Source organism: Streptomyces sp. NPDC034043, from assembly GCF_055575675.1.
The window spans coordinates 178158-199414 of sequence record NZ_JBVISF010000002.1 but is presented as its reverse complement, the minus strand read 5'-3'; the positions used below and the strand labels follow the sequence as shown (position 1 = coordinate 199414).

The window sequence follows — 21257 nt, the reverse complement described above, 5'->3', positions numbered from 1 at the left end:
AGCGTTGTTCGTTGAGCGTGGTACAAGTCAACCGCCCACCACGGCGGCCGGGCCCCGAGATGCCGGACGGCGAGATCCAGCTCCAGGAGCCACCCGGCCTGCCGGAGAAGCAGAACGGCATGGGCAGCATCATCACGATGGTGCCGATGGCGCTGTCCTCGCTCTCCATGGTGTTCATCTTCCTGCGGCCCAACGGCGGCATCATGACGTACATCGCGATGGGCACCATGGCCGTGTCCGCGATCGGCATGGTCGTCACCCAGATCATGCGCGGCAACGCCGACCGCAAACAGGAACTGACCGGCGAGCGCCGTGACTACCTGCGCTACCTGACGCAGATGCGACGCCAGGTGCGGAAGGAGGTCCTGCGCCAACAGGAGGCCCTGGCATGGCGGCACCCCGACCCGGCCGAGCTGGCCTCCCTGGTGCGGACCTCGCGGCTGTGGGAGCGGCGCTCGTCCCACCCCGACTTCAGCGACGTACGGATCGCGCTGGGCTCCCAGCGCCTCGCGGTGCGCCTCGCCCCGCTCGCCACCAAGCCGGTCGAAGACCTCGAACCGCTCAGCGCCCACGCGCTGCGCCGCTTCATCCACGCGTACGGCTCCATCGCCGGCCAGCCCGTCGCCATCCACCTGCGCGGCTTCTCCCACGTCCTGATCCGGACCGCTGACGGAGCCGAAGCCGACGGCGGGGCGCCGGACGGCGCCGACGACCGGCCCCGTGCACTGGTCCGCGCGGTCCTCGCCCAGCTGGCCACCTTCCACGCGCCCGACGAGCTGCGCGTCGCGGTGGTCGCCGCGCCCGACCGGCGCGCGCACTGGGAGTGGACCAAGTGGCTGCCGCACGCCCTGCACCCCACCGGGACCGACGGCGCGGGGCCGCTGCGGCTCGTCGCCGGAACGATCGGTGAACTGGAGCAGCTGCTCGGCGAGGAGTTCGGCGCCCGGCCGCCCTACGAGCCCGACGCCACCCCGAGCCGTGACGAGCCGTACACGGTCATCGTGCTCGACGGAGCCGCGTTCACCGCCCCCCACCGGGCCGCGCTCGCCGGCTACCGCAACGCCACCGTCGTCGATGTCGGCTCCACGCTGGAGTGGAAGCACAGCAGGCTCATCCTCCGCCTGCGGATCACCAGAGACCAGGACGCCACCGGCAGCGCCCTGGAGATGGTCGTAGCCGACCGCAACCGCAAGGACCAGGCCACCTCGCTCGGTGTTCCGGACGGTCTGGGGCCTGCCGCGGCCACCCGGCTGGCCGCGGCCATGGCCCCGTACCGGCTGGGCGACAGCGTCGAGCAGGGCGAGCCGCTGGCCACCGACTTCGATCTGACCGCCCTGCTCGGCATCCAGGACCTGCACCGCTTCGACGTCAAGGAGCACTGGGCCCAGCGCAACCAGTCCAACAAGCTGCGGGTTCCACTCGGCCTCGGCCCCGACGGCACGCCCATCGACCTCGACATCAAGGAGTCCGCCCAGGGAGGCATGGGCCCGCACGGCATGCTCATCGGCGCCACCGGCTCCGGCAAGTCGGAGCTCCTGCGCACCCTCGTCCTCGCCCTGGCGCTGACCCACTCCTCCGAGATCCTCAACTTCGTCCTGGTCGACTTCAAGGGCGGCGCCACCTTCCTCGGCCTGGACGGCCTGCCCCACACCTCCGCCGTCATCACCAACCTCGCCGACGAGTCCGACCTGGTGGACCGCATGCGTGACGCGCTGCACGGCGAGATGATCCGCCGCCAGGAACTGCTGCGCGCCGCGGGCAACTACGCCTCCCTCCTGGAGTACGAGACGGCCCGCGCCGCCGGCACCCCGCTGGATCCGCTGCCCACACTGTTCGTCATCGTCGACGAGTTCTCCGAGCTGCTGGCCGCCCACCGCGACTTCATGGACCTCTTCGTCATGATCGGCCGCCTCGGCCGCTCCCTCGGCGTCCACCTGCTGCTCGCCTCCCAGCGTCTCGACGAGGGGCGCGTGCACCAGCTGGAGTCCCACCTGTCGTACCGGATCGGCCTGCGCACCTTCTCCGCGATGGAGTCCCGAGGCGTCCTGGGCGTACCCGACGCCTACCAACTGCCCTCCCAGCCTGGCAACGGCTACCTGCGCAGCGACATCTCCACCCTCACCCGTTTCAAGGCCGCCTACGTCTCCGGCGCCTACCAGCCCAAGCGCCGTCCGGCCGCCCAACGCGCGGTCATCGAGGGCCAGGTCGTGGCCTTCGGCACCGACTACGTCGCCCCGCGCGTGCTGCCCACCGCCCCGGACACGGAGGACGAAGCCGAGACCGAGGCGACCGGGACGCTCCTCGACATCGGTGCCGAACGCCTCGTCGACGCGGGTCCCCCCGCCTACCAGGTGTGGCTGCCGCCCCTGGACGTGCCACCGACGCTGGACGAACTGCTGCCCCCGATCGGACCCGACCCGGAGCACGGCTTCACCGTCGAGGGCGGGGCCCGCGGCGGCCTCAAGGTTCCCGTCGGTGTCGTCGACCGGCCCTTCCAGCAGGTCCGTGACCTGCTGATGGCCGACCTGGGCGGCGCCGACGGACACATCGGCATCGCCGGAGCCCCGCAGTCCGGCAAGTCCACCTTGATCCGCACCCTGATGGCGGCGCTCGCGCTCACCCACACCCCGGCCGAGGTGCAGTTCTACTGCCTGGACTTCGGCGGCGGGACCCTGTCGGGTCTGCGCGGCCTGCCGCACGTCGGCGGGATCACCGGCCGTCACGACCCGGATCGCGTCGCCCGTACGATCGCCGAGGTCAACGCGGTCATCACCCGTCGCGAGCAGTACTTCGCCGAACTCGGGATCGACTCCATCGCCGCCTTCCGCCGCAAGAAGGCGGCCGGGGAGCTGCCCGACGATCCGCACGGAGACGTGTTCCTGGTCGTCGACGGCTGGAACACCCTGCGCCAGGAGTTCATGGACCTCGTCCAGCCGCTCACCCTGATCTCCCAGCGCGGCCTCAACTACGGCGTTCACCTGCTCGTCGGTACCACCCGCTGGGGCGAGATCACCGGAGCCCTGCGCGACCAGCTCCAGACCCGTTTCGAACTGCGCCTCGGCGACCCCGTGGACTCGGTCGTCAACATGCGCGCGGCGGGCAAGGTGCCCAAGACGCCCGGCCGCGGACTGACCGCCGACCAGATGCACTTCCTGTGCGCGCTGCCCCGCATGGACGGCATCGGCACCGCCCACGACCTCGGCGAAGGTGTCGCCGATCTGGTCGACGTCGTCGCCGACCACTGGTCCGGCCCGCGCGCCCCCGAGGTCCGGATGCTGCCGCTGGTCCTCGACGCCGCCGCACTGCCGGAACCTCACGGCTCGTTGAGGATCCCGCTCGGCCTGGAGGAGCATGACGTCCAGCCGCTGTGGCACGACTTCTCCCAGGACCCGCACCTGATCGTCGTCGGCGACAGCGAGACCGGCAAGACCAACCTCCTCAAGCACATCGCCACCCAGATCATGCGCGCCTACACCCCCGACCAGGGCCGCCTGATGCTGGTCGACTTCCGCCGCGAGATGTACGAGACCGTGCCCGAGGAGTACCGCCTCGGCTACGCGGTCTCCGCCGACCCGCTGCGCCAGATGGTCGCCGGCGCCGCCAAGGCGCTCACCAACCGCATCCCGCCCGCCGACATCACCCCGGACCGGCTGCGGCTGCGCGACTGGTGGAGCGGCCCGGAACTGTTCGTGCTCGTCGACGACTACGACCTGGTCAACAGCTCGATGTCGGCCCACCCCTTCGCCGCCGTCCTCGACCACCTCGCCCAGGGTGCGGAGATCGGCCTGCACGTCATCGTCGCCCGCTCCGCCAACGGAGCCGGACGCGGCCTGTCCGACCAGCTCCTGCGCAAGCTCCAGGACATCAACACACCGGCCGTCCTGCTGTCCTGCCCGCCCACCGAGGGCTATCTCTTCGGCGGTACGAAGCCGAAGGTGCTGCCCACCGGACGCGCACTGCACATCACCCGCCGCCGCACGGTGCAGCTCCAGACCCCACTGCTCGACCCCGACGGCCAGACCCCGCAGAACGGACACGCCGGATGACCACGTCCGCCCCCGCCACCGGATCGAGGGTACGTTCCGTCGGCCCGCACCTGCTGATCGCGCCCGAAGAGACGGCCGCGGCTCTGACGGCCGCGCTGAGCGGGCTGCCTCCGCTGCCCGACGCGCTCTTGGTCCTGGCCGCCGCGCCGGACTCGGCACCGGTGCTCCGCCGTGCCCTGCCGGACCTGGTCGCCCTCGCAGGGGAGCGCGGCGCGACCCGCCTGGTACTCGCCGCCTCGGGCCTGGCGGCGCCGGGCCCCCACGGCAGCCGCCCGGTGGAGACGGTCGCCGCGACGGCGGACTTCACGGTGATCGCTCCGGACGGCGTGGTGAGCATCGAGCCGGACGGCGCGCTGCGGATCGGGGAGCCGGGGACCTGGTGGCTCACGGAGCCGGGAGCGGAGCCGCGCGAGCTGGCGGCGGGGTGGCCGCCGGGGGCGGGGGAGCGGGAGAGCGGACAGACCGGGTCGCAGGAGCCGGAGGCGGCCGCACCCGACGACGGCCTTCCCGCGCAGCCGGGCGACGAGGACGAGGACCCACCGGTGGCTCTTCGCCTCGTGCCGGACGAGGATCCGGGGCAGGACGGGAGCACGCGGGCGGCCTCCCGGACCGGCCGGGACGGAGAACCCGCGCAGGAGGAGGAACCGCTCCCGGCGCCCGTGCCTCCCGTCCCCGTCGTGGCGGAGTCCCGGGGCGGTGCGCACGGGTTCGGAGCGGCACCGTCGCGGGACGAGAGCCATCCTGTTCCGGGCGGGCTCTGGCTGGGGCGACTGCCCGAAGCGGCCGAGTCCCTGATCGGCGTCGGCCCGGGCACCTTTCTCCTGGGGGTCGGCTCCCCGCGGCAGCCGGCGCTGACCGCCGCCGAACTCCTGGACCGCGTGCCGGAGGCCGCGGCGGACTCGCAGGACGTGCTGCTGGCCGCGCCGTGGGCCGCACCGTCGGAGCTCACCGCCATGGCCGTGGCCCTCGCGGACCACTTCGGCCGTACGGTACGGGTGGTCGTCGGCCTCCCCGTACGGATGGCCGACGACCACGCCACCACGATCCTCGACGAGCGGGGCGCACCCACGTGGCAGCCCCCGCTGTTCGAACTCGCCGCCTCGCCCGAGCACCGCCGCGTGGTGCCGTCGGCGTGGCTTCGGCTGCCCGGAATGGACGCGCTGACGCCGGCCCTGCACCGGTGCGCGGACCTGGAGGGCTGGGTACTGGAGTCCGTACCGGCGGGGCTCTGGTTGCGCCCGGCGGGCCAGGTGCAGGACTCCCGGCCCCGCATGCTGCGTCCCGACCCGGCGCGCCCTGTCCTGGTCGTGGGCGACGGGGAACAATGCGTCGGCCCCGAAATTCGGCAGGCGCTGCCCGGAGTGCTGGCCGCGCTGCCGGACCTGGGCGCGGCGGAGCCGTACGGACTGCTGGTCCACGGGAACGAACCCGATGGGGCGGCGGGCCGGCCCCGGGCCGTGGTGCCGGATCCGCACCGGCCGGGTCCCACGACGTCCGGGTCCGCGCCTGAGGTCCGTACCGGACAGGCCCCGCCTCAGGCCGCGGTCGAACCGGCCGGCAGCGCCCCGGAACCGGGGGAGCCGGAGGTCCCGCCGCTGCCCGAGCCGGACGAGGGGCCCGCCCCCACCACCCCGCCGGCTGGACCGCACGGCGGCGACGACCCGGCGTCGCGAGCGGTATCCGTCCCCGCTGCCGCTGCCGAGCCGACACCGGGACCGGGGGTGCGCAGCGGCCCCAGGGACCGAGTGGCTCTCCGGGGGCTCCTCGGTGAGCGGTACCACATCCTCGCCGGCAGGACGGAGTTGCTGGCCTCCCGGTTGCCCTCATTGCGCTCCACGGTTCAGGACGACCTCAAGCCGGACATGGTCGCCATCGCGCTGTACCAGGCCGACTCCCCCGACCCGGTGTCCCGCGCTGGACTGGCCGAGGCCGCGCGGGCAGCCGCACCGGGCCCCTTCACCCCGCTGCTGCGCTGCCTGGGCTCGGGCCTGCGCCGTCTGCCGGGTCACTACGGGGCGGTCATGCTCGCCGCTCCGGCGCAGGAGGTGCCGCTGGACCGGTACGTGCCGGGTGCGGTCTTCGTCGAGCCCGCCGCGGTGGCGGCCGTCCCGGCGTGCGACGTCGAGCTGGGGGGCGCGGTCGAGTTCGGGATCTGGTCCACCACCGGCCGCCGTACGTCCGTCTTCCTCGGTACGGACGACGAACCGGAGGTGGTGTTCCCACCGGGCACGGCCTTCTCGGTACTGGCCCTCCATCTGCCTCAGGACGACGCGTCCCCGATCCGCGTACTGCTCCGAGAGGTCTCGCCCGCGGACGCCCGGTCGGCGGACGGGACGGACGACCGCTTCCGGCAGCGTGACGCGCAGGCCCGAACGCGCCTGACCGACTGGTTCGAGCGCAGGGACATGCTCGAACCCCACGACCGCCGCACCCTGTCGAGCGCGTCACGCTTCCACGTGGCCCCGGGAGCGGCCCTGCGGTGAGAGATGAGCAGGGCCCTGTTATCGTGCGCCGATGTCAACGATCAAGCAGTTCCAAGTGACCTTCGACTGCGCGGAGCCTGCGCGCCTCGCCGCCTTCTGGTGCGAGGTGCTGGGGTACGTCGTGCCGACGGTCCCGGAGGGCTTCGCCACGTGGGAGGAGTACCACCTCTCGCTGCCGCCCGAGGATGAGATCTACTTCGCGTGCACCGATCCCTCGGGTGTGGCCCCGCGCTTGCTCTTCCAGCGAGTTCCCGAAGGCAAGGTCGTCAAGAACCGGGTGCATCTCGATGTGCGGGCCGGCACCGGGCTCGTGGGTGAGGAGCGCCTCGCCACACTTGAGGCCGAATGCGCACGACTGATGGCACTCGGCGCGAAACACGTGCTGACGCAGCGCGCTGATGGCGTCAACGAGTCGTGCATCACGATGCAGGACATCGAGGGCAACGAGTTCTGCCTCACCTGATCCTCCTCTGAGACTGCGAGGTGGGGAGCCATCTCCGGCCTTGGGGAACATCGGGGCAGCCGATGTCGGCTGCCCCGATGTTCCCCAAGGCCGGTCTCCCGCGTACCTCTCGGGTCCCGCATGCGGCGGGAGTCATCCCGCCCAACGCCACACCCCTGTTCGACGTCGAGCGATCGTCCTGCCGGGTCTGCCGATGTTCGCTCTCAGCGGCAACTGCGTTTGCACTCCACGCTTGCGCACCAAGATCAGTCCGACGGCACGAGGCCGTCAGGACTCCCCTGGAGTGGACATGAGTGATCGGCAGACCGGAACCGTGAAGTGGTTCAACGACGAGAAGGGCTTCGGCTTCATCACGCCGCAGAGTGGCGATGACCTCTTCGTGCACTTCAAGGCCATCCAGTCGGACGGATTCAAGTCCCTGAAGGAGGGCCAGCAGGTCTCGTTCATCGTTACCCGCGGGCAGAAGGGCATGCAGGCGGAGGAGGTACAGGTCATCTGAAGACTCCAGCTGAACCGCGACCTGTGCTGAGCGCGCCAGTTGGCCGGTCTGGCGACTGGCGCGCTCAGTCGCATGGGTCTGGTGACACAGTGAGGCGGGGGCGCAGCTAGTGGGCTGCGCCTGTCGCAGGCTCACGCGGTGGCCCTCGCCACCGGCCCGGAGCCCTACGGCGACGGATACTCCGTTGCTAGCGGCATCGAGGAAGCCATGCCGGCGAGTTTCGGCAACCGCGGGATCCTGCTCGCGACGAAGGACGGCCGGCCCATCCGTGTGGCTCCCGGAGACCAGCCCGACGTCCTGGCGTACTTCGCCAAGCAGGCGTACGGAGCCGCCGACGGAGGCCAGGTGGCCATCGGCCGCTCCCACCAGAGGGCAAGCGGAGTGGTCCAGTCATACGAGGAAGCCCTGAACGCCCTCGACCTCGCCGCACGTCTGGAGCTCGACAGTCCGGTGCTGTACGCGGCCGACCTCCTCGTCCACCCCGTCCTCACCCGGTACCGGCAGGCCATGGCCGACCTGGTCGAGAGCGTACTCGGCCCGCTCCAGCAGGCCCGCGGCGGTCCACAGTCCCCTGATCGGCTCTCGCTCAGCGTGCGAGCCTTCACCTGTCGGCTGGAACGGATCCACACGCTCACCCAAGCCGGGCCCGGTCGGTCTGAGGAGGGTCGCGGAAGGTTCAGCGGTGACCGAGGAGTCGGACCACTCCGACCGGGACGAGCGCGGGCCGGTAGGGCCGTACCTCCTCGGCCGTCTCGCCCCGGCATCCACGTCGGTGGCCGACCCGCGTACGACGCGGCGCCGTACGCGGGCCCCGGAGCCGGCTCAGCCCGTGGACCGGGAGTGCAGGGCCGCCAGTCCGCGGGCGTGGTCGAAGGCGGCGGCGACATCGGCGTGGTCGTCCCAGGGGGCCGCGCCGCACCACCCGCCGATGAGCCGGAACTGCTCCAGGGCCTGGGGGAACCGCCCCGTCTTCACGAGTGCGGCGGCGTAGAGATGCCGTACGGAGGGCAGCAGGCGGTCGTCCGGGGCGGCCTGGGCCAAGTCCTCCCGCACGCGGGCCAGCATGGACCTGGTGGCCCAGGTGCGGTAGGCCCCGTCGCCCTCCTGGCGGGCGGCTTCGTACACGGCGTGGAGGTGGATCCCCGTCAGCAGGCTGCCGGGCGGGGCGGACTCGGCCGCCGCCCTGGCGAACTGGAACATCAGTTTTTGGGAGCCGTGCCACTTCTGGCACCAGTACTGGAGGGCCTGCCAGTGGGCGTCGTAGTGGTGCGGCGCGCGGCTGACGACCTCGCCCCACAGCCGCCGGAACTCGTCGTGCGGGAGCCCCAGCCCCCGCGCGGCGGCGACCATGGTGATCCACGGCGACGGGTCGCGCGGTGCCAGCCGTGCCGCCTCTCCCGCGGCGTGCACGGCGGTCGGGAGCAGCTCGGAGAAGCGCGCGACCTGCTCGTCCGAGGTGTGCCTGATGTCCTTCTCGCCGCGGGCCTCCCAGGCGCGCAGCAGTATGGAGTGGGCGTGCACGACGACGGCGTCCGCGTCCTGCGGGCGTGTCGCGCGCCAGACGCGCAGCCAGTGCTCGTCCTCCACGCAGACGTCCGCGAACACCTGGACGAGCCGCCAGCGCTCGGCCCAGTCCTCCGACTCCGAGGCCGCCGCGAGCATCGCGGCGGCCGGCGCCCATTCACCGTCGAAGGCGGACTCGACGGCCAGGCGCAGCGCGGGCTCGTCCCGGGGCGGCCCCGAGTGGCGGGTGTCGAGCTGTTCGCGGGGGACGAGCCCGTATGCGGCGGCGTCGAAGCGCCCGGCCTTCCGGTTGCGCTGGGCGTTGCGCGCGGTACTGAGGATCGCCCAGAGGAGGACGGCGAGACCGATGACACTGACGAGGTTCATGAGCACGATGTGTCATCGTGCCTGATCACGGTCACGGTAAGCGAACGTTCAGGCCAAGGGCCGGACTCGTTTGGCCCGCGACTCTCGGCGCACCCCGGCACGCTGCGCCGCGACTCGGCTGCCAAGCCGCCGTCGCCGAGAGGGAGTTCGGCCGGTTCTGCCCGTATTGACTTGTTCGGCCTTTACCCGCCTGGCCCGCTGTGCGTATATTTGCCGTAGAGCAACTATTGCCGTGCATCAACTCTTGGTGCCGACGGGGGCGCTTGGGCAGCCGGTGAAGGGAGACCCGCGTGGTCAGCAGTGCGGCCGGTACGGCCGATGTCCGAGGTCTCGTGGTGGAGTCGCTGAAGGGCCGGGCCGACGACATAGCTGACCGCTGGGTCCTGCTGCAGATGGAGCGGGCCCCCATGGACCCCGCCAACAGCGAGCGCGAGTTGCGCTACGAAGCGGACGTGCTGGCCTCCGCGCTCCTGGGCGGTCTGGACGGCGCGCTGCCCGTGGAGCGGGTGGCCGCCGAGCACCGCGAACTGCGCGAGGCGGTCCGGGACCTGTCGCTGCGCCGGGCACGGGCCGGGGCGGCACCGACGGCGACCTCGCTGTCCGTACTGGCCCTCAAGGAGGTCCTGCTCGGGATCGTCCAGGAGAGCATCGACGACCCCCACGCGCTGCTCGCCGCGGCGCTGCTGATCAACCGGCTCCTCGACGCGGCCGGCGCGCTGTCCTTCGCCACCTACGTGGAAGGCCGCGAGGACATCATCCGGCGGCAGAGCCGGCAGTTGCTGGAGGTCTCGACGCCGGTCGTCCGGCTGTGGCGGCAGGTCGTCGCGGTGCCCCTGATCGGCACCCTGGACACCGCGCGCACCCAGGTGGTGATGGAGAACCTGCTCCAAGCCATCCAGGACGAGGACGCCCAGGTCGCGATCATCGACATCACCGGGGTCCCGACCGTCGACACGGCCGTGGCCCAGCACCTGATGCAGACCGTGCGGGCGGTGCGCCTGATGGGTGCGGACTGCGTCATCAGCGGGATCCGTCCCACCATCGCCCAGACCATCGCGCAGTTGGGCATCGACCTCTTCGACATCCTCACCCGGGCCACGCTCGCCGAGGCCCTGTCCGAAGCAGTGAAGATCACCGGCGGTTCCGCGCCGGCGCCCCGTGCTCCGGTCATCCGGTGACGGCGCCCTCCTCGGCCGTGCCGATCCTGCGTCTCGGCGACGTGCTGGTCACCGGGCTGCTCGACGAGCTGGACGACAAGTCGGCCGTCGCCTTCGCGCGGGAGCTCACCGAGCGGATCTCCGCCGACCGGGCACGGGGTGTCCTCATCGACATCTCCCGACTGGAGATCATCGACTCGTTCGTGGCACGGAACCTGTTGGAGGTCACGAGCATGGCCCGTTTGCTGGGAGCCAGGGTGATCGTCGCGGGGATGCGCCCTCCGGTGGCCATCACCCTCGTGGAGCTGGGAATCGAACTGGCCGGTGTGGAAACGGCGTTGCACGCCGAACAGGGCATGGCCGCGCTGGGCTGGACCCGGACGGCGCCGCCCCGGGAAGGGGCGCCAGATGAGGCCGCTGGCTGACGGCAAGCACACCAGGGACGGCGGCCACCCGGACGCCCCGCAGTCGGCCGTCCCCGACGACGGGCCCCTCCTGATCCCGTTGACCACGGAGGACCACCTGCTCATGGTCCGGCATGCCGTCCGTTCGGCCTCGGTCGCGGCCGGCTTCTCCATCATCGACCAGACCCGCGTGATCACCGCGGCCAGCGAACTGGCGCGCAACGCCTACGTCCACGGCGGCGGCGGGAGCCTGACGATCGATGCCGCGCGGGAGGAAGGACGCACCGGGTTGCGCCTGACGATCAGTGACCACGGCCCGGGCATCCCCGATCTGGCGGCCGCCCTGACCGACGGCTACAGCACCGGGGTGGGCCTGGGCCACGGGCTGGGCGGAGCGCGCCGCCTGATGGACGAGTTCGAGGTGCGCACGGAGCCGGGCGCCGGTACGACGATCATCACCACGCGGTGGCGGCGTTGACGTCCCGCGGCGTGTCACCGGTGTCGCCTCCGGGCCAGGGAAGAGCGGTGCGGGACGCACCGCGCACCGCGGGGCGGCTCTCCCCGGGCGTCCAACTTCCCCTGCGGAGCCCCCCGGAGGCGCTGTCCGCGCTTCCGGGCCACCCGGAGGACGCGGGCGGGGCGGCGGCGGTGGCGGCTCGGACCCCGCGACCATGAGCCGGCTGTTCTGGGCTCTGACGCCGCTGCGCGAAGAGGTGCGCGACCTGGCCGCGGTCTACCGGCTGCCCGCCGACCTGCGGGGACGTCTCGTCCTGTCCGTCACCGACATGGCCGCCCCCGAATTCGAGGCCGGGCATCCCGTCAGGCTGACCGCCGTCCGCGACGCGTCGGGCACGGGCGCCCACCTGGCCGTCACCCTGACCGCTCCCCGGGCACAGTGCCCCCTGCAGGCCGGTGGGCTCGCCCTGACGGCGCTGGCCGCTTCCGCCACCTCGGTGACCTGGAACATCACCCTGCCGGCCCCGGCATCCACGTTCCCCGGCGGAGCGCGGTGCGCCGACCGACCCGAGCACGGCCCCGGTGCACCGGCCGACCACACCGGAGCGGCTGACGAGGAACTGCGCGCCGCCCTCGCCCTCGCGGACGGGCTCGCGGCCGAACGCCGGCGGCTCAAACACGAACTGGCGGAGACCAACGCCGGGGTCCTGGCCCTGTACGTCCACCTGGAGGAGCGGGAGGAGGAGGCCGGCCAGGCGCACGGACGGGTGCTGCGGGAACTGGAGGACGCGTTGCGCCCCGAGCCGCTGGAGGTCGAGGGGGTGGAAGTGGCCGTGCACTTCGCCCCCGCCGATCCCGGCGCTCCGACCGGCGGCGACCTGTACGACTGGTTCGCCCTGCCGGACGGCACGGTGCACATCACCGTCGTCGACGCCCTGGGCCACGGCGTGCGCGGTATCCGGACCGCCATCACCGTCACCCACGCGGTGCGCACTCTGGCCCTGGAGGGGCATTCGCTGGACTCCGTCCTGGCCCGCAGCCACCACATCCTCATGTCCTTCGATGCCGATCTGATGGCGACGGTGCTCCTGGCCCGGCTCAACGTCGTCACGGGGGAACTCCGGATCGCCAACGGCGGCCATCCCGCGCCGGTTCTTGTGCGGACGAGCGGAACCGCCCGGTACCTCGAAGCACGGGGAAGGGGCATCGGTTACCCCGGCTCGGGCGGTGAGGGAGTGCGCGGGGAGCGCCTGGCCCCCGGTGACCTGCTCCTGCTGTACACCGACGGACTCGTGGAAAGCCGCGAGGATCCGGTCGAAGGCGGGCGCAGGCTCATCGCGTCGGCCCGGGCGCACGCCGACCGCCCTCTGCGCGAAGTCCCTGCCGCCATCGCCGCGGACATGCACTCCGTCGTCCCGCACGCGGACGACACCCTCGCCCTGGCCGTCCGGATCACACCCCGCGTACCGCCGTCGGCGCCGCCTCGGCCCGTGTGACGGTGGTGAGGTGCTCGGTGGAGGCACGGCGGGCCGGACCGGTGCAAAGGCGGCCCGTGGGACCGGTTCGGCCGGAGCGCCCCCGCGGCCGCTCACGGTCCAGGGGCGCGGCCGGGTGGAGCGCTGTCCGGGGGGTGTGCGGCGCGGGTGAAAGCGCGCAGGCCGGCCAGGAGGACGTCCCGTTCCGCGTCGGGCAAGCGCCGCAGGACGTCGCGCAGGTCCTCCGCGCGACGTTCGGACAGGGACAGGAGGGCGTCCGCGCCGTCCTTGGTGAGGGAGAGTCCGATCTCGCGGCGGTCAGTGGCGGCGCGGTCGCGGCGCAGGAAGCCTGCGGCCTCGAGCCGGTCGCACAGTCTGCTCGCTGCCGGAACCGATGCGCCGACCATCTCCGCCAACCGGGAGAGGTTGGCTCCCGGAGCGCGCCGTACGGCCACCAGGGCCCGGACCTGAAGGGCGGAGAGGCGGGGTGAGGAGTTCTGGCCCGCGCGGTTCCAGCAGTCCACCAACGCCTCGGCGGCGTCCGCGACCTCACGGGACGCCTCGTACAGAGGAGCGTCGGCCGGTTCCGCGCGGTCCATCGTGGCGGTCGCCTCCATGAGCAGGTGCAATGCCCCCAGAGGCCGCCGGCATCCGCCACCGCCTCCGCGCGGGGTCTCCCGCGTCTGCCCTCTCTGACGAGAGTATGCCCTCTGGGACGGCCGCGTCCCGCCCGTATACCGACGACAGCACGAGCAACTCCTGTCCCGGACGGCGAGTGGCGTCCCCGACCCGGAAGGTGAGGAGCGGCCGGCGCGCCGGGCCGGCGTCGGCCGTCATCTCGCCACGGAGCGCCAGGACTTCATGGCCGGGCGGCCTGCGAAGAGTGACCGGCGGGTGCGGGTCCCGCTTTCCTTCGGAAGCCCGCCCCGCCTATAGTTGCTGGAGGGCAACAGTTACCGTCAGGCAAACATCCGGACCTGCCGACGGGCCCCGGCCCCTGCCCGAAAGGCACCCTCGTGATCAGCAGCGCGGTCCGTACCCGCCCACGCGCAGAGCCCCGGCTGGAGCGGCGGAAGCGACAGCACCGGCCGCCGGGGCCTGCCGCAGCCGCACCGCGGCCCCCGGCCTCCGGACGGGGCGCCACATGAGGACCGGGGAACACGACAGGTGGTGGACGCACTGATGGCCTGCTCTCCCGCGCCGGCGACCCGCCGGGTGCGCATCGACCACCACAGCGCCGTGCACGACGCCGCCGAGACCGCACGGTCCCTCGCACGGGAATGCGGGCTGCCCGGTGCCATGCCGGACCAGGCGGCGGTCCTCGCCTCCGAGCTCGCCGGAAACCTCGACAAGCACGCCGTCGACGGCAGCCTCTACCTCCAGCCGCTGCCGCTGGGCGGCGGCCTGGAGATCCTGGCCGCGGACCGCGGGCCGGGCATGGCCGAACTCGAACGCTGCCTCACCGACGGCTACACCACCAAGGGCACCCTCGGCGCGGGGCTCGGCGCCGTCCGCCGCATCGCCACGGACCTCAGCATCAGCACGCGTGCCGGCACCGGAACCCTGATCTGCGCCCGGCTCGCCCTTCCCGACGCACGCGAAGCGGCCCGGGAGGCGGTAGGACTCCTCAGCCTGCCCGCCGCGAACGAGGACGAGTGCGGGGACGCCGCAGCGGTCACCGACCTCACCGGTCTGCGCACCGCCGCCGTGGTGGACGGCCTCGGGCACGGCCCCGACGCTTCCGAGGCCGCGCAGGCGGCGGTGCGCACCTTCCGGACCCACGCCGAACGGCCGCTCACGGAGATCATGGCCGCCATGCACCGGACCCTGCGTCACACCCGCGGCGCCGCCGTCGGCCTGCTGCGGCTCGCCGCCGGAGAGGCCGAGTACTGCGGCGTCGGAAACGTCCGGGCCGTGGCCATCGGCCCGGACGAGGTCCACCACCGGCTGACCGGCCGGCCCGGTACGGTCGGCTGGCGGATGCCGGCGCCCCGGACGCACGGCTTCCCCCTCGCCGGCGCCGCCACCGTCGTACTCCACAGCGACGGCATCGACCTCCGCTGGGCCCACACCCCACCGCCGCATCTGCTGCGTCTGCCGGCCCCCCTGCTCGCCGCCGCCCTCGTGCACGGCTACCACCGCACCCGTGACGACGCCACCGTGGTCGCGGCCCAGCCCTGCGGCTCACGATGACGCACGGTGAGACCTTCCGCGACGTGACGGCCCTGCGCCGGGCCGTACGCGCCCTCGCCCACCACCACCGGCTGCCCGCCGAGGTGCGCGGCCGTCTGGTCCTGTCCGTCACGGAACTGGCCACGGGGCAGTTCGAGGCCGGACACCACGTCGAGCTCGCCGCCGCCTGCGACAGCGGCACCGGACACGACGGCGCCCAGCTCGTCGTCACCCTGACCGCCCCGCAGGCAGCCGCGGCCCTGGCCTGCGACGGCTCGGCGCTGCCCGCCCCCACCACCACGGCGACCTCCGCCACCTGGCGGACCGCCCTCACGCACTCCCCGGGCCGGCTCCCCCCGCCCCGAAAGCAGACGTCCCCGGGGCGGTGGACCGACGCCCGGGCCGACGCGGACGCCCAGGCCGACGCCGAGGAGGAGATGCGCGCCGCACTCGCCCTCGCGGACTCGCTCGCGGCCGACCACCGGCTCCTCAAGCACGAACTGGCCGAGACCAACGCGGGCGTCCTGGCCCTCTACGTACAGCTCGCAGAGCAGGAAGAGCAGGCGCGCAGCGCCCACGGCAGGGTGCTGCGCGAACTCGAGGATGCACTGCGCCCCCCGCCACCGCGAGTCGACGGCCTCGAACTCGCCGTCCACTACGCACCCGCCGACCCGGCCGCCCCCACCGGCGGAGACCTGTACGACTGGTTCGTGATGCCCGACGGGACCGTCCACGTCACCGTCGTCGACGCCCTGGGTCATGGCGTCACCAGCACCCGCAGCGCCATCACCGTCACCCACGCCGTGCGGGCGCTGGCGCTGGAGGGACACTCCCTGCAGTCGCTCCTGGCCCGGACGCACGACCTCCTGAAACCCATCGACGCGGACCTGATGGCCACAGTGCTCCTGGGCCGGCTCGACCCGGCCACCGGGGAACTGCAACTGGCCAACGGCAGCCATCCGCCCGCCCTCCTCCTGCGGGATGACGGCACGGCGCACTACCTGGAGGTGAGGGGCAGGGGCATCGGCTTCCCCTCACCGGGCAGCGACACGGTCCTGACCGTCCCCATCGCCCCGGGAGACCTGCTGCTCCTGTACACCGACGGGCTCACCGAGAGCCGCCGGGACATGATCGAAGGCGAGCGCAGGCTGATCCGGGCACTGCGCGACCACGCCCACCTGCCGATGGCCGAGATTCCCGGCGCCGTCGCGGCTGACATGCACACCATCGTGTCCCACGCCGACGACACCCTGGCCCTGGCCTTCAGAATGAGGGGACCGAAGAGATGAGCCGGACCGGCATCCCGACCGGGCGGCACCCCGTGTGCCGCGGATGGGCACACGCGAGCGGGCTGGCGAACGCCCGCAGGGGTGACTAGATTGGTGCGATGCCGCACGCCTTCCCGTTGCCGTCCCCCCACCCCGAACAGGTGGCTCTCGAGGCGTCCGCTCTCCTGGAGATGCTGGACCTGCTTTGGGTCCGCGGTCAGGAAGCCATGACCGCCGTGCCGCCGTCCCAGCTGCGCGCGCTCAGCGTGATCGACGAGCGGGAGGGCATGAACCTGCGCGACCTCGGCGAAGTGCTCGGCTCGACGCCCCCGTCCGTCAGCCGGCTGTGCGACCGGCTGGAAGCCGCCGGCCTCATCCACCGCTCCCGCGCCACGTCCAACCGGCGGGAACTGGAGGTGCGGCTCAGCCGCGGGGGACGCGCCGTCCTCGCGTCCGTACGCGCCGTCCGGGCGGGCGAGCTCCAGGCGGTCCTCACCCGCATGTCGCCCGCGCAGCGTCGAGCCCTCTTCGAGGGCATGACCGCGTTCCACGGTGCCGCCCTGGAACACACGGGCGTCACCGAAGAAGCTCCCGCCGCGAACGGCATCTGCGACATCGCCTGATCGACGGATGCCGCCGGGCGGCGGGGCCAGTGCCCCTCAGCCCGCGACCGCGCGGCCGAACCAGTCCATGCACAGCACCAGGGCGTCGTCCTCGGCGTCCGCGCCACGGTGCACGGCCAGTTCCTGGAGGATGCCACGCGGCACCGCGGCGGCGGGCAGCAGACGGGTGGCCTGGATGGCCCGGGCCAGCGCCCGCTCGCTGTACGCCTCTCCGCCCGCGGAAGCGGCCGCGTACACACCGTCGCTGACGAAGACCAGCCGGTCGCCGGGCAGCGCGGCGAAGTCCTGCGTCACATAAGGGGTCTCCTCGAACATGCCCAAGGGGAGCTGCGCCTCGAACTCGACGCGCTCCACCGTCTTGTCCCGCAGCCTCCACAGCTGCGGAGAGCCGGCGTCCACCACGTGCCCGCGCCCCGTGGCCAGCTCGACGGACAGCAGGAGCGTGGAGACGTACTCAGCGCCCCGGTAACGGGCGTAGATGGCCTGGTCGGCCAGAGCGGCCTGATCGGCGATCCCGATGCCCGCCCGACGGGCGTTGCGGAGGGCGTTGATGGCGAGGTTCGTCAGCAGTGATGCCTCGATCCCCTTGCCCATGCCGTTGGTGACGGTCAGGGTGAGGGTCTCTCCGGTGGTGGACCAGTCGAAGTTGTCGCCGTGGATGTCGTAAGCGGGCTCCAGCTGGGCGCCGATCGCGTACTCCGGACGGGCACAGGAGCGAGCGGGCAGCATCTGCCACTGCATCTCCGCGGCCAGGGTGAGCCGGGAGGCCCGGCGTGCCTGGAGGTACAGGTCGGTGTCGCGTTCGGCCACGATGATCTCGTGCCCCAGCAGCTCTGCCAGTTCCCTCAGTTCGCGGACGGCCTCGGACGTGCATCTGTGCTCGGGAAGGCGCACCGTCAAGATCCCCAACCGGTCACCCCGTACCGTGACGGGCAGATGCAGATCGACGGCGCCGTTCTCGGCCGCGTCCTGCCGGTACGGTTCCTGACTGGCGAACGCCCTGCCTTCGGGGGTGCTCTGCACGGGGAGCGGCTCAGCGGTGTGGGGCAGGAAGGTCACGGGCTGCAGGCACGTGAGACTGTAATCCGCCATGAGCAGCTCCACCGCGGTCGCCTCGAAGTGCTCGACCAGCGCGTCGCGGAGAGTACGCAGGAGGTCGTCCGGGGCCGCCGTGCGGACAGCGCGCTCCACGGCCAGGAAGTTCGTCATGGTGAGGACCATTCTGTCGAGACGTTACGAAAGGGGAAGAGACCTGTGGTGTGGGAGCGCATGATGAGCCGTACGCGGCCGGGGGTGCCCGCACGACCACCAGGCCGAGCGGGTCCCACAGCCGTCGGGGCAGTCAGCCACCTTCATAGTTGTCATGTGGCAACTAAGAATGCCAACCGGCCCCGTGATGAAGACTCGCCGACGGGGAGCCGTCGAAGGGCGGCCGGCGCCGTGTCACCGCCTGCGCCCGGGCCTCTCCCTCGGGGGACCTCGCCGGACCCGGCCTCGGCCGTGGCGGCACTCGGTGTGCGGCCGGCGCGGCCGTCCCCCGCCCCCAGGCTCCGGCGGAGCGGCCGGAGGAGTTCCGGACTCCTTCACCACCTCTGCGCACATCGAGAAGGCATTGCGGCCGCTTAGTCCGCGGCATCACCAGAGGGGGACGGCACGGCCCTGCGTCCGCGCGCCGTCGGGGCCGGATGGCGCGGCATGCGGGCGCGTACGGTCTTCCCGCCGCGCCCTTCGCGGGTCACCGTGACCGCGTTCGCCAGGCGGTGCACCAAGGGCAGTCCGAACCCGCCCGTCTCACCGCTCACGTCGGGGGGACGGATGAGCGGAAGACGGGAGCCGGTGTCGCGCACACAGACGTCGACATGGCCTTCGGCGGCCGCCAGCTCGAAGGAGCACGTGCCGCCCGAGTGGCGCAGGGCGTTGGTGACCAGCTCGGAGACGACCAGCACGACCGCGTCGCCCACGCCCTCCTCGACGGCCGGGTCCAGACCCCGCAGGAACCCCCGTGCCCGCCTGCGCGCCTCCGCGGCAGCTCCGGGCCGGCGTGCCGAGAGGCAGACGACTTCCCGTGCCGACACAACGGCTGTGCTCTTCTCCCAGCGATTCACGCGGCTCACCTCGGCTTCTGGCCTTCCGGTTACGACGGCTTCCACCTCGAAGCAGTTGCCCGGAATAACAGGCGTGTAACACCGCCTGTCACGCCGTGCCGAATAGCCGCATCCCGGGCTCTTCCTCGCCGTGCGAAGCCGGTGCGAGCCGGCGGTCCGTGGTCCGGCGAGCGGCGGCGCCGAAGCGGAGTGGCGTATCGGCACGCTCTTTACGGGATCTTTAGTGGTGCGGATCGCTGTCGAGAGGCGCCGAAGCGCGCTTCCGGGGGTCGGTGATGCGATCGTTGTCCGGATCTGAGGTTTCCTGAGCGAACACGGCGTGCTGGGTGATCGCCCGTGAGGGCTCCCGCGGTGGGCTGAGGACGCCATGAGGGGGAAGGCGACGGGGATGAACTGGCTGATCACCTTCGGGGGCGCGGTCCTCGTGTCGGTCGTCCTGCGGGACGTGTTCCACACCCTATGGCACCCCACGCGCCACGGCGGCCTCAGCCGTCTGGTCATGACGACGCTCTGGCGGCTGTCCTCCCGCCGGCCGCTGCGCCGCGGACCCTCAGGGCTGGCGGGCCCCGTCGCGATGGTGGCCGTCGTCGCGGTGTGGGCCCTCACCGCGGTCGTGGGATGGGGTCTCGTCTACTGGCCGCACATGCCACGGGCCTTCACCTACGCCTCCGGTCTGCGCCCCGCCGAGCACGCGGACTTTCCGGACGCCCTGTACGTATCCCTGGTCCACATCTCCACCCTCGGCCTCGGCGACATCGCGCCCGCCGAGGGGTGGCTGCGCATCCTCGCCCCCGTGGAGGCCGTCGTCGGTTTCGCCCTGTTCAGCGCCACGGTGGCCTGGACCCTCGGCATCTACCCCGCCCTCGCCCGGCGCCGGGCCCTGGCCCTGCGGATCTCGCACCTCGCCCGTACCCGTCCTTCGACGGAGCAGATCGACGCCGACGCGGGCGCGGCCATCCTCGACGGCCTGGCGGGGGCCGTCTCCGTGGTGTCCGTCGACTTCCAGCAGTACGCCGAGTCCTACTACTTCCACGACGGGGACGACCGCACCTCCCTCGCCCGCCAGATCACCTCGGCCCTGAACCTGGCGGACCAGGCGGCCGGCGCCCGTCACCCGGACGTCCGGCTCTCCGCCGCGGTGCTGAGGGCGGCGCTGGACGACCTGGCCGCCATCCTCGACGAACGCTTCCTGCATGCCGGAGGCACGGCGCGCCAGGTCTTCGCGGCCTTCGCGAGTGATCACGGCCGCCACGCCGGGGGCGGCGCCTGACCCGCGCGGCTCCACGGCTCCGGGGACGGTGCGAACGCCGGCCGGAACAGGGCCCCGTGCGCCGCTCCGCGTCAGTGCAGGGGGCCCGCGATCGCCGTGAGCGCGGCGATGTGACGCCGGTATGCGGCGGCTCCGGCCTCGGTCAGGAGCAGCCAGGTCCGCGGCCGGCGGCCGACCTGTCCCTTCTCGACCGTCACCCAGCCCGCTTCCTCCAGGCGCGAGACCTGTTTCGACAATGCGGAGTCGGTGATCTCCACGAGGTCGCGCACGTAGGCGAACTCGGCCTTCTCCACGCCGGCGAGGGCCGCGACGATCGACAGGCGCACGGCCGACGCCAGGAGGGTTTCGAGCCCGTGTCGCGGGTGAGGACCCCGCCCCGCGGCCGCTGCGGTTTCAGGGGTCATGCGGAGCGCGCCTCCCGCCAGGCCGTGAAGCCGGCCGGCAGCGCACACGCGAGGGCGGCCGCGGCCGCGAAGGCGACGCTGTCCACGAAGGCGGTGAGGCCGAGGGCGAGAGTCAAGGCGTAGGTGACCGCCCAAGCGCCGATCACCCTGAGGTGCCGGCCGGCGTAGCCGCGCGGAACCACGGGCTGCCGCACGGCGAACACGGACAGCCCCACGACCACGAGGGCGTTCGCCAGTGTGCTGACGATCGTTCCCCTCGGCCCGTGCCACAGCAGCACCGCGGGCACGAGGACCAGCTGCCACGCGGCGAACAGCCACAGGTAGCGGGAGTGCCAGCCGCTCCGCCCCCGCGCTGTCGCCTCGATCCGCGCGATCCCCTTCAACGCCGCGGCCGCGTCAGCCTGTTCACCCATCCCGAACCCCTCCCGTGGTCGCCGGGCACCTCGTACCTGTCTACCCGGCATGTACTTGCCATAGTAGCAACTACTTGCCAAAGGGGTGGCGACACCACGCTCCTGGGGCCGGACACCGGTGCCGCCCGG

Annotated in this window: 18 protein-coding genes and 1 pseudogene; 13 read left to right on the top strand and 6 right to left on the bottom strand. The window is 72.6% G+C overall.

Going from position 1 to position 21257, the window contains the following annotated elements; all coding sequences use genetic code 11:
- Positions 1-11 precede the first annotated feature (11 nt).
- From eccCa to ACZ51S_RS05605, 5 genes and pseudogenes are all read left to right on the top strand, one after another.
- Complete coding sequence (gene eccCa / locus ACZ51S_RS05625; RefSeq protein WP_468959831.1) at positions 12-4046, top strand: type VII secretion protein EccCa; 4035 nt, start codon at positions 12-14, stop codon at positions 4044-4046.
- On the top strand, positions 4043-6529 hold the full coding sequence (locus ACZ51S_RS05620) for a hypothetical protein (protein ID WP_468959828.1): 2487 nt from the start codon (positions 4043-4045) through the stop codon (positions 6527-6529). Before eccCa ends, ACZ51S_RS05620 begins: the two co-directional genes overlap by 4 nt.
- 31 nt (positions 6530-6560) lie before the next feature.
- Entirely contained in the window at positions 6561-6992 is a 432-nt protein-coding gene (locus tag ACZ51S_RS05615; protein WP_468474744.1) for a VOC family protein, read from the top strand.
- 289 nt (positions 6993-7281) lie between these two features.
- A complete protein-coding gene (locus ACZ51S_RS05610; protein ID WP_214940509.1) occupies positions 7282-7491 on the top strand; it encodes a cold-shock protein in 210 nt (69 codons plus the stop codon).
- A 111-nt stretch (positions 7492-7602) separates the two neighbouring features.
- A pseudogene (locus ACZ51S_RS05605) lies at positions 7603-8049 on the top strand (CdaR family protein); the annotation flags it as partial.
- A 264-nt stretch (positions 8050-8313) separates the two neighbouring features.
- On the opposite strand, the gene ACZ51S_RS05600 reads toward ACZ51S_RS05605, so the two are convergent.
- Positions 8314-9381: a hypothetical protein gene (locus ACZ51S_RS05600; protein ID WP_468474746.1), complete on the bottom strand. Its 1068-nt coding sequence runs from the start codon at positions 9379-9381 to the stop codon at positions 8314-8316.
- A 290-nt stretch (positions 9382-9671) separates the two neighbouring features.
- Between ACZ51S_RS05600 and ACZ51S_RS05595 the strand changes: the two genes are divergently transcribed.
- From ACZ51S_RS05595 to ACZ51S_RS05580, 4 genes are all read left to right on the top strand, one after another.
- Complete coding sequence (locus ACZ51S_RS05595; protein WP_468474747.1) at positions 9672-10559, top strand: STAS domain-containing protein; 888 nt, start codon at positions 9672-9674, stop codon at positions 10557-10559.
- On the top strand, positions 10556-10963 hold the full coding sequence (locus ACZ51S_RS05590) for an STAS domain-containing protein (RefSeq protein WP_468802613.1): 408 nt from the start codon (positions 10556-10558) through the stop codon (positions 10961-10963). The genes ACZ51S_RS05595 and ACZ51S_RS05590 overlap by 4 nt, the downstream gene beginning before the upstream one ends.
- On the top strand, positions 10947-11420 hold the full coding sequence (locus ACZ51S_RS05585; RefSeq protein WP_468474749.1) for an anti-sigma regulatory factor: 474 nt from the start codon (positions 10947-10949) through the stop codon (positions 11418-11420). Before ACZ51S_RS05590 ends, ACZ51S_RS05585 begins: the two co-directional genes overlap by 17 nt.
- Before the next feature lie 193 nt (positions 11421-11613).
- Positions 11614-12894: a PP2C family protein-serine/threonine phosphatase gene (locus ACZ51S_RS05580; RefSeq protein WP_468802612.1), complete on the top strand. Its 1281-nt coding sequence runs from the start codon at positions 11614-11616 to the stop codon at positions 12892-12894.
- A 92-nt stretch (positions 12895-12986) separates the two neighbouring features.
- On the opposite strand, the gene ACZ51S_RS05575 is transcribed toward ACZ51S_RS05580, so the two are convergent.
- A complete protein-coding gene (locus ACZ51S_RS05575) occupies positions 12987-13490 on the bottom strand; it encodes a MarR family winged helix-turn-helix transcriptional regulator (RefSeq protein WP_468474751.1) in 504 nt (167 codons plus the stop codon).
- Positions 13491-14040: 550 nt separating this feature from the next.
- On the opposite strand from ACZ51S_RS05575, the gene ACZ51S_RS05570 reads away from it, so the two are divergent.
- The 3 genes from ACZ51S_RS05570 (at position 14041) to ACZ51S_RS05560 (ending at position 16936) form a co-directional block, all read left to right on the top strand.
- Complete coding sequence (locus ACZ51S_RS05570; RefSeq protein WP_468802611.1) at positions 14041-15066, top strand: SpoIIE family protein phosphatase; 1026 nt, start codon at positions 14041-14043, stop codon at positions 15064-15066.
- Positions 15063-16334, top strand: a complete 1272-nt coding sequence (locus ACZ51S_RS05565; RefSeq protein WP_468802610.1) for a PP2C family protein-serine/threonine phosphatase — start codon at positions 15063-15065, stop codon at positions 16332-16334. The genes ACZ51S_RS05570 and ACZ51S_RS05565 overlap by 4 nt, the downstream gene beginning before the upstream one ends.
- 98 nt (positions 16335-16432) lie before the next feature.
- Positions 16433-16936 (top strand): MarR family winged helix-turn-helix transcriptional regulator, encoded by a 504-nt coding sequence (locus ACZ51S_RS05560; protein ID WP_468802609.1) that lies wholly within the window; start codon positions 16433-16435, stop codon positions 16934-16936.
- A gap of 36 nt (positions 16937-16972) precedes the next feature.
- Here the strand turns inward: ACZ51S_RS05560 and ACZ51S_RS05555 are convergent, their stop codons facing one another.
- Entirely contained in the window at positions 16973-18145 is a 1173-nt protein-coding gene (locus ACZ51S_RS05555) for a PP2C family protein-serine/threonine phosphatase (RefSeq protein ID WP_468474755.1), read from the bottom strand.
- A gap of 413 nt (positions 18146-18558) precedes the next feature.
- Positions 18559-19011 (bottom strand): ATP-binding protein, encoded by a 453-nt coding sequence (locus ACZ51S_RS05550; protein ID WP_468802608.1) that lies wholly within the window; start codon positions 19009-19011, stop codon positions 18559-18561.
- Positions 19012-19429: 418 nt separating this feature from the next.
- On the opposite strand from ACZ51S_RS05550, the gene ACZ51S_RS05545 reads away from it, so the two are divergent.
- Positions 19430-20311: a potassium channel family protein gene (locus tag ACZ51S_RS05545; RefSeq protein ID WP_468802607.1), complete on the top strand. Its 882-nt coding sequence runs from the start codon at positions 19430-19432 to the stop codon at positions 20309-20311.
- A gap of 71 nt (positions 20312-20382) precedes the next feature.
- Here the strand turns inward: ACZ51S_RS05545 and ACZ51S_RS05540 are convergent, their stop codons facing one another.
- Positions 20383-20637, bottom strand: a complete 255-nt coding sequence (locus tag ACZ51S_RS05540; RefSeq protein WP_468802606.1) for a winged helix-turn-helix domain-containing protein — start codon at positions 20635-20637, stop codon at positions 20383-20385.
- Between the two features lie 74 nt (positions 20638-20711).
- On the bottom strand, positions 20712-21128 hold the full coding sequence (locus ACZ51S_RS05535) for a hypothetical protein (RefSeq protein WP_468802605.1): 417 nt from the start codon (positions 21126-21128) through the stop codon (positions 20712-20714).
- Positions 21129-21257 lie beyond the last annotated feature (129 nt).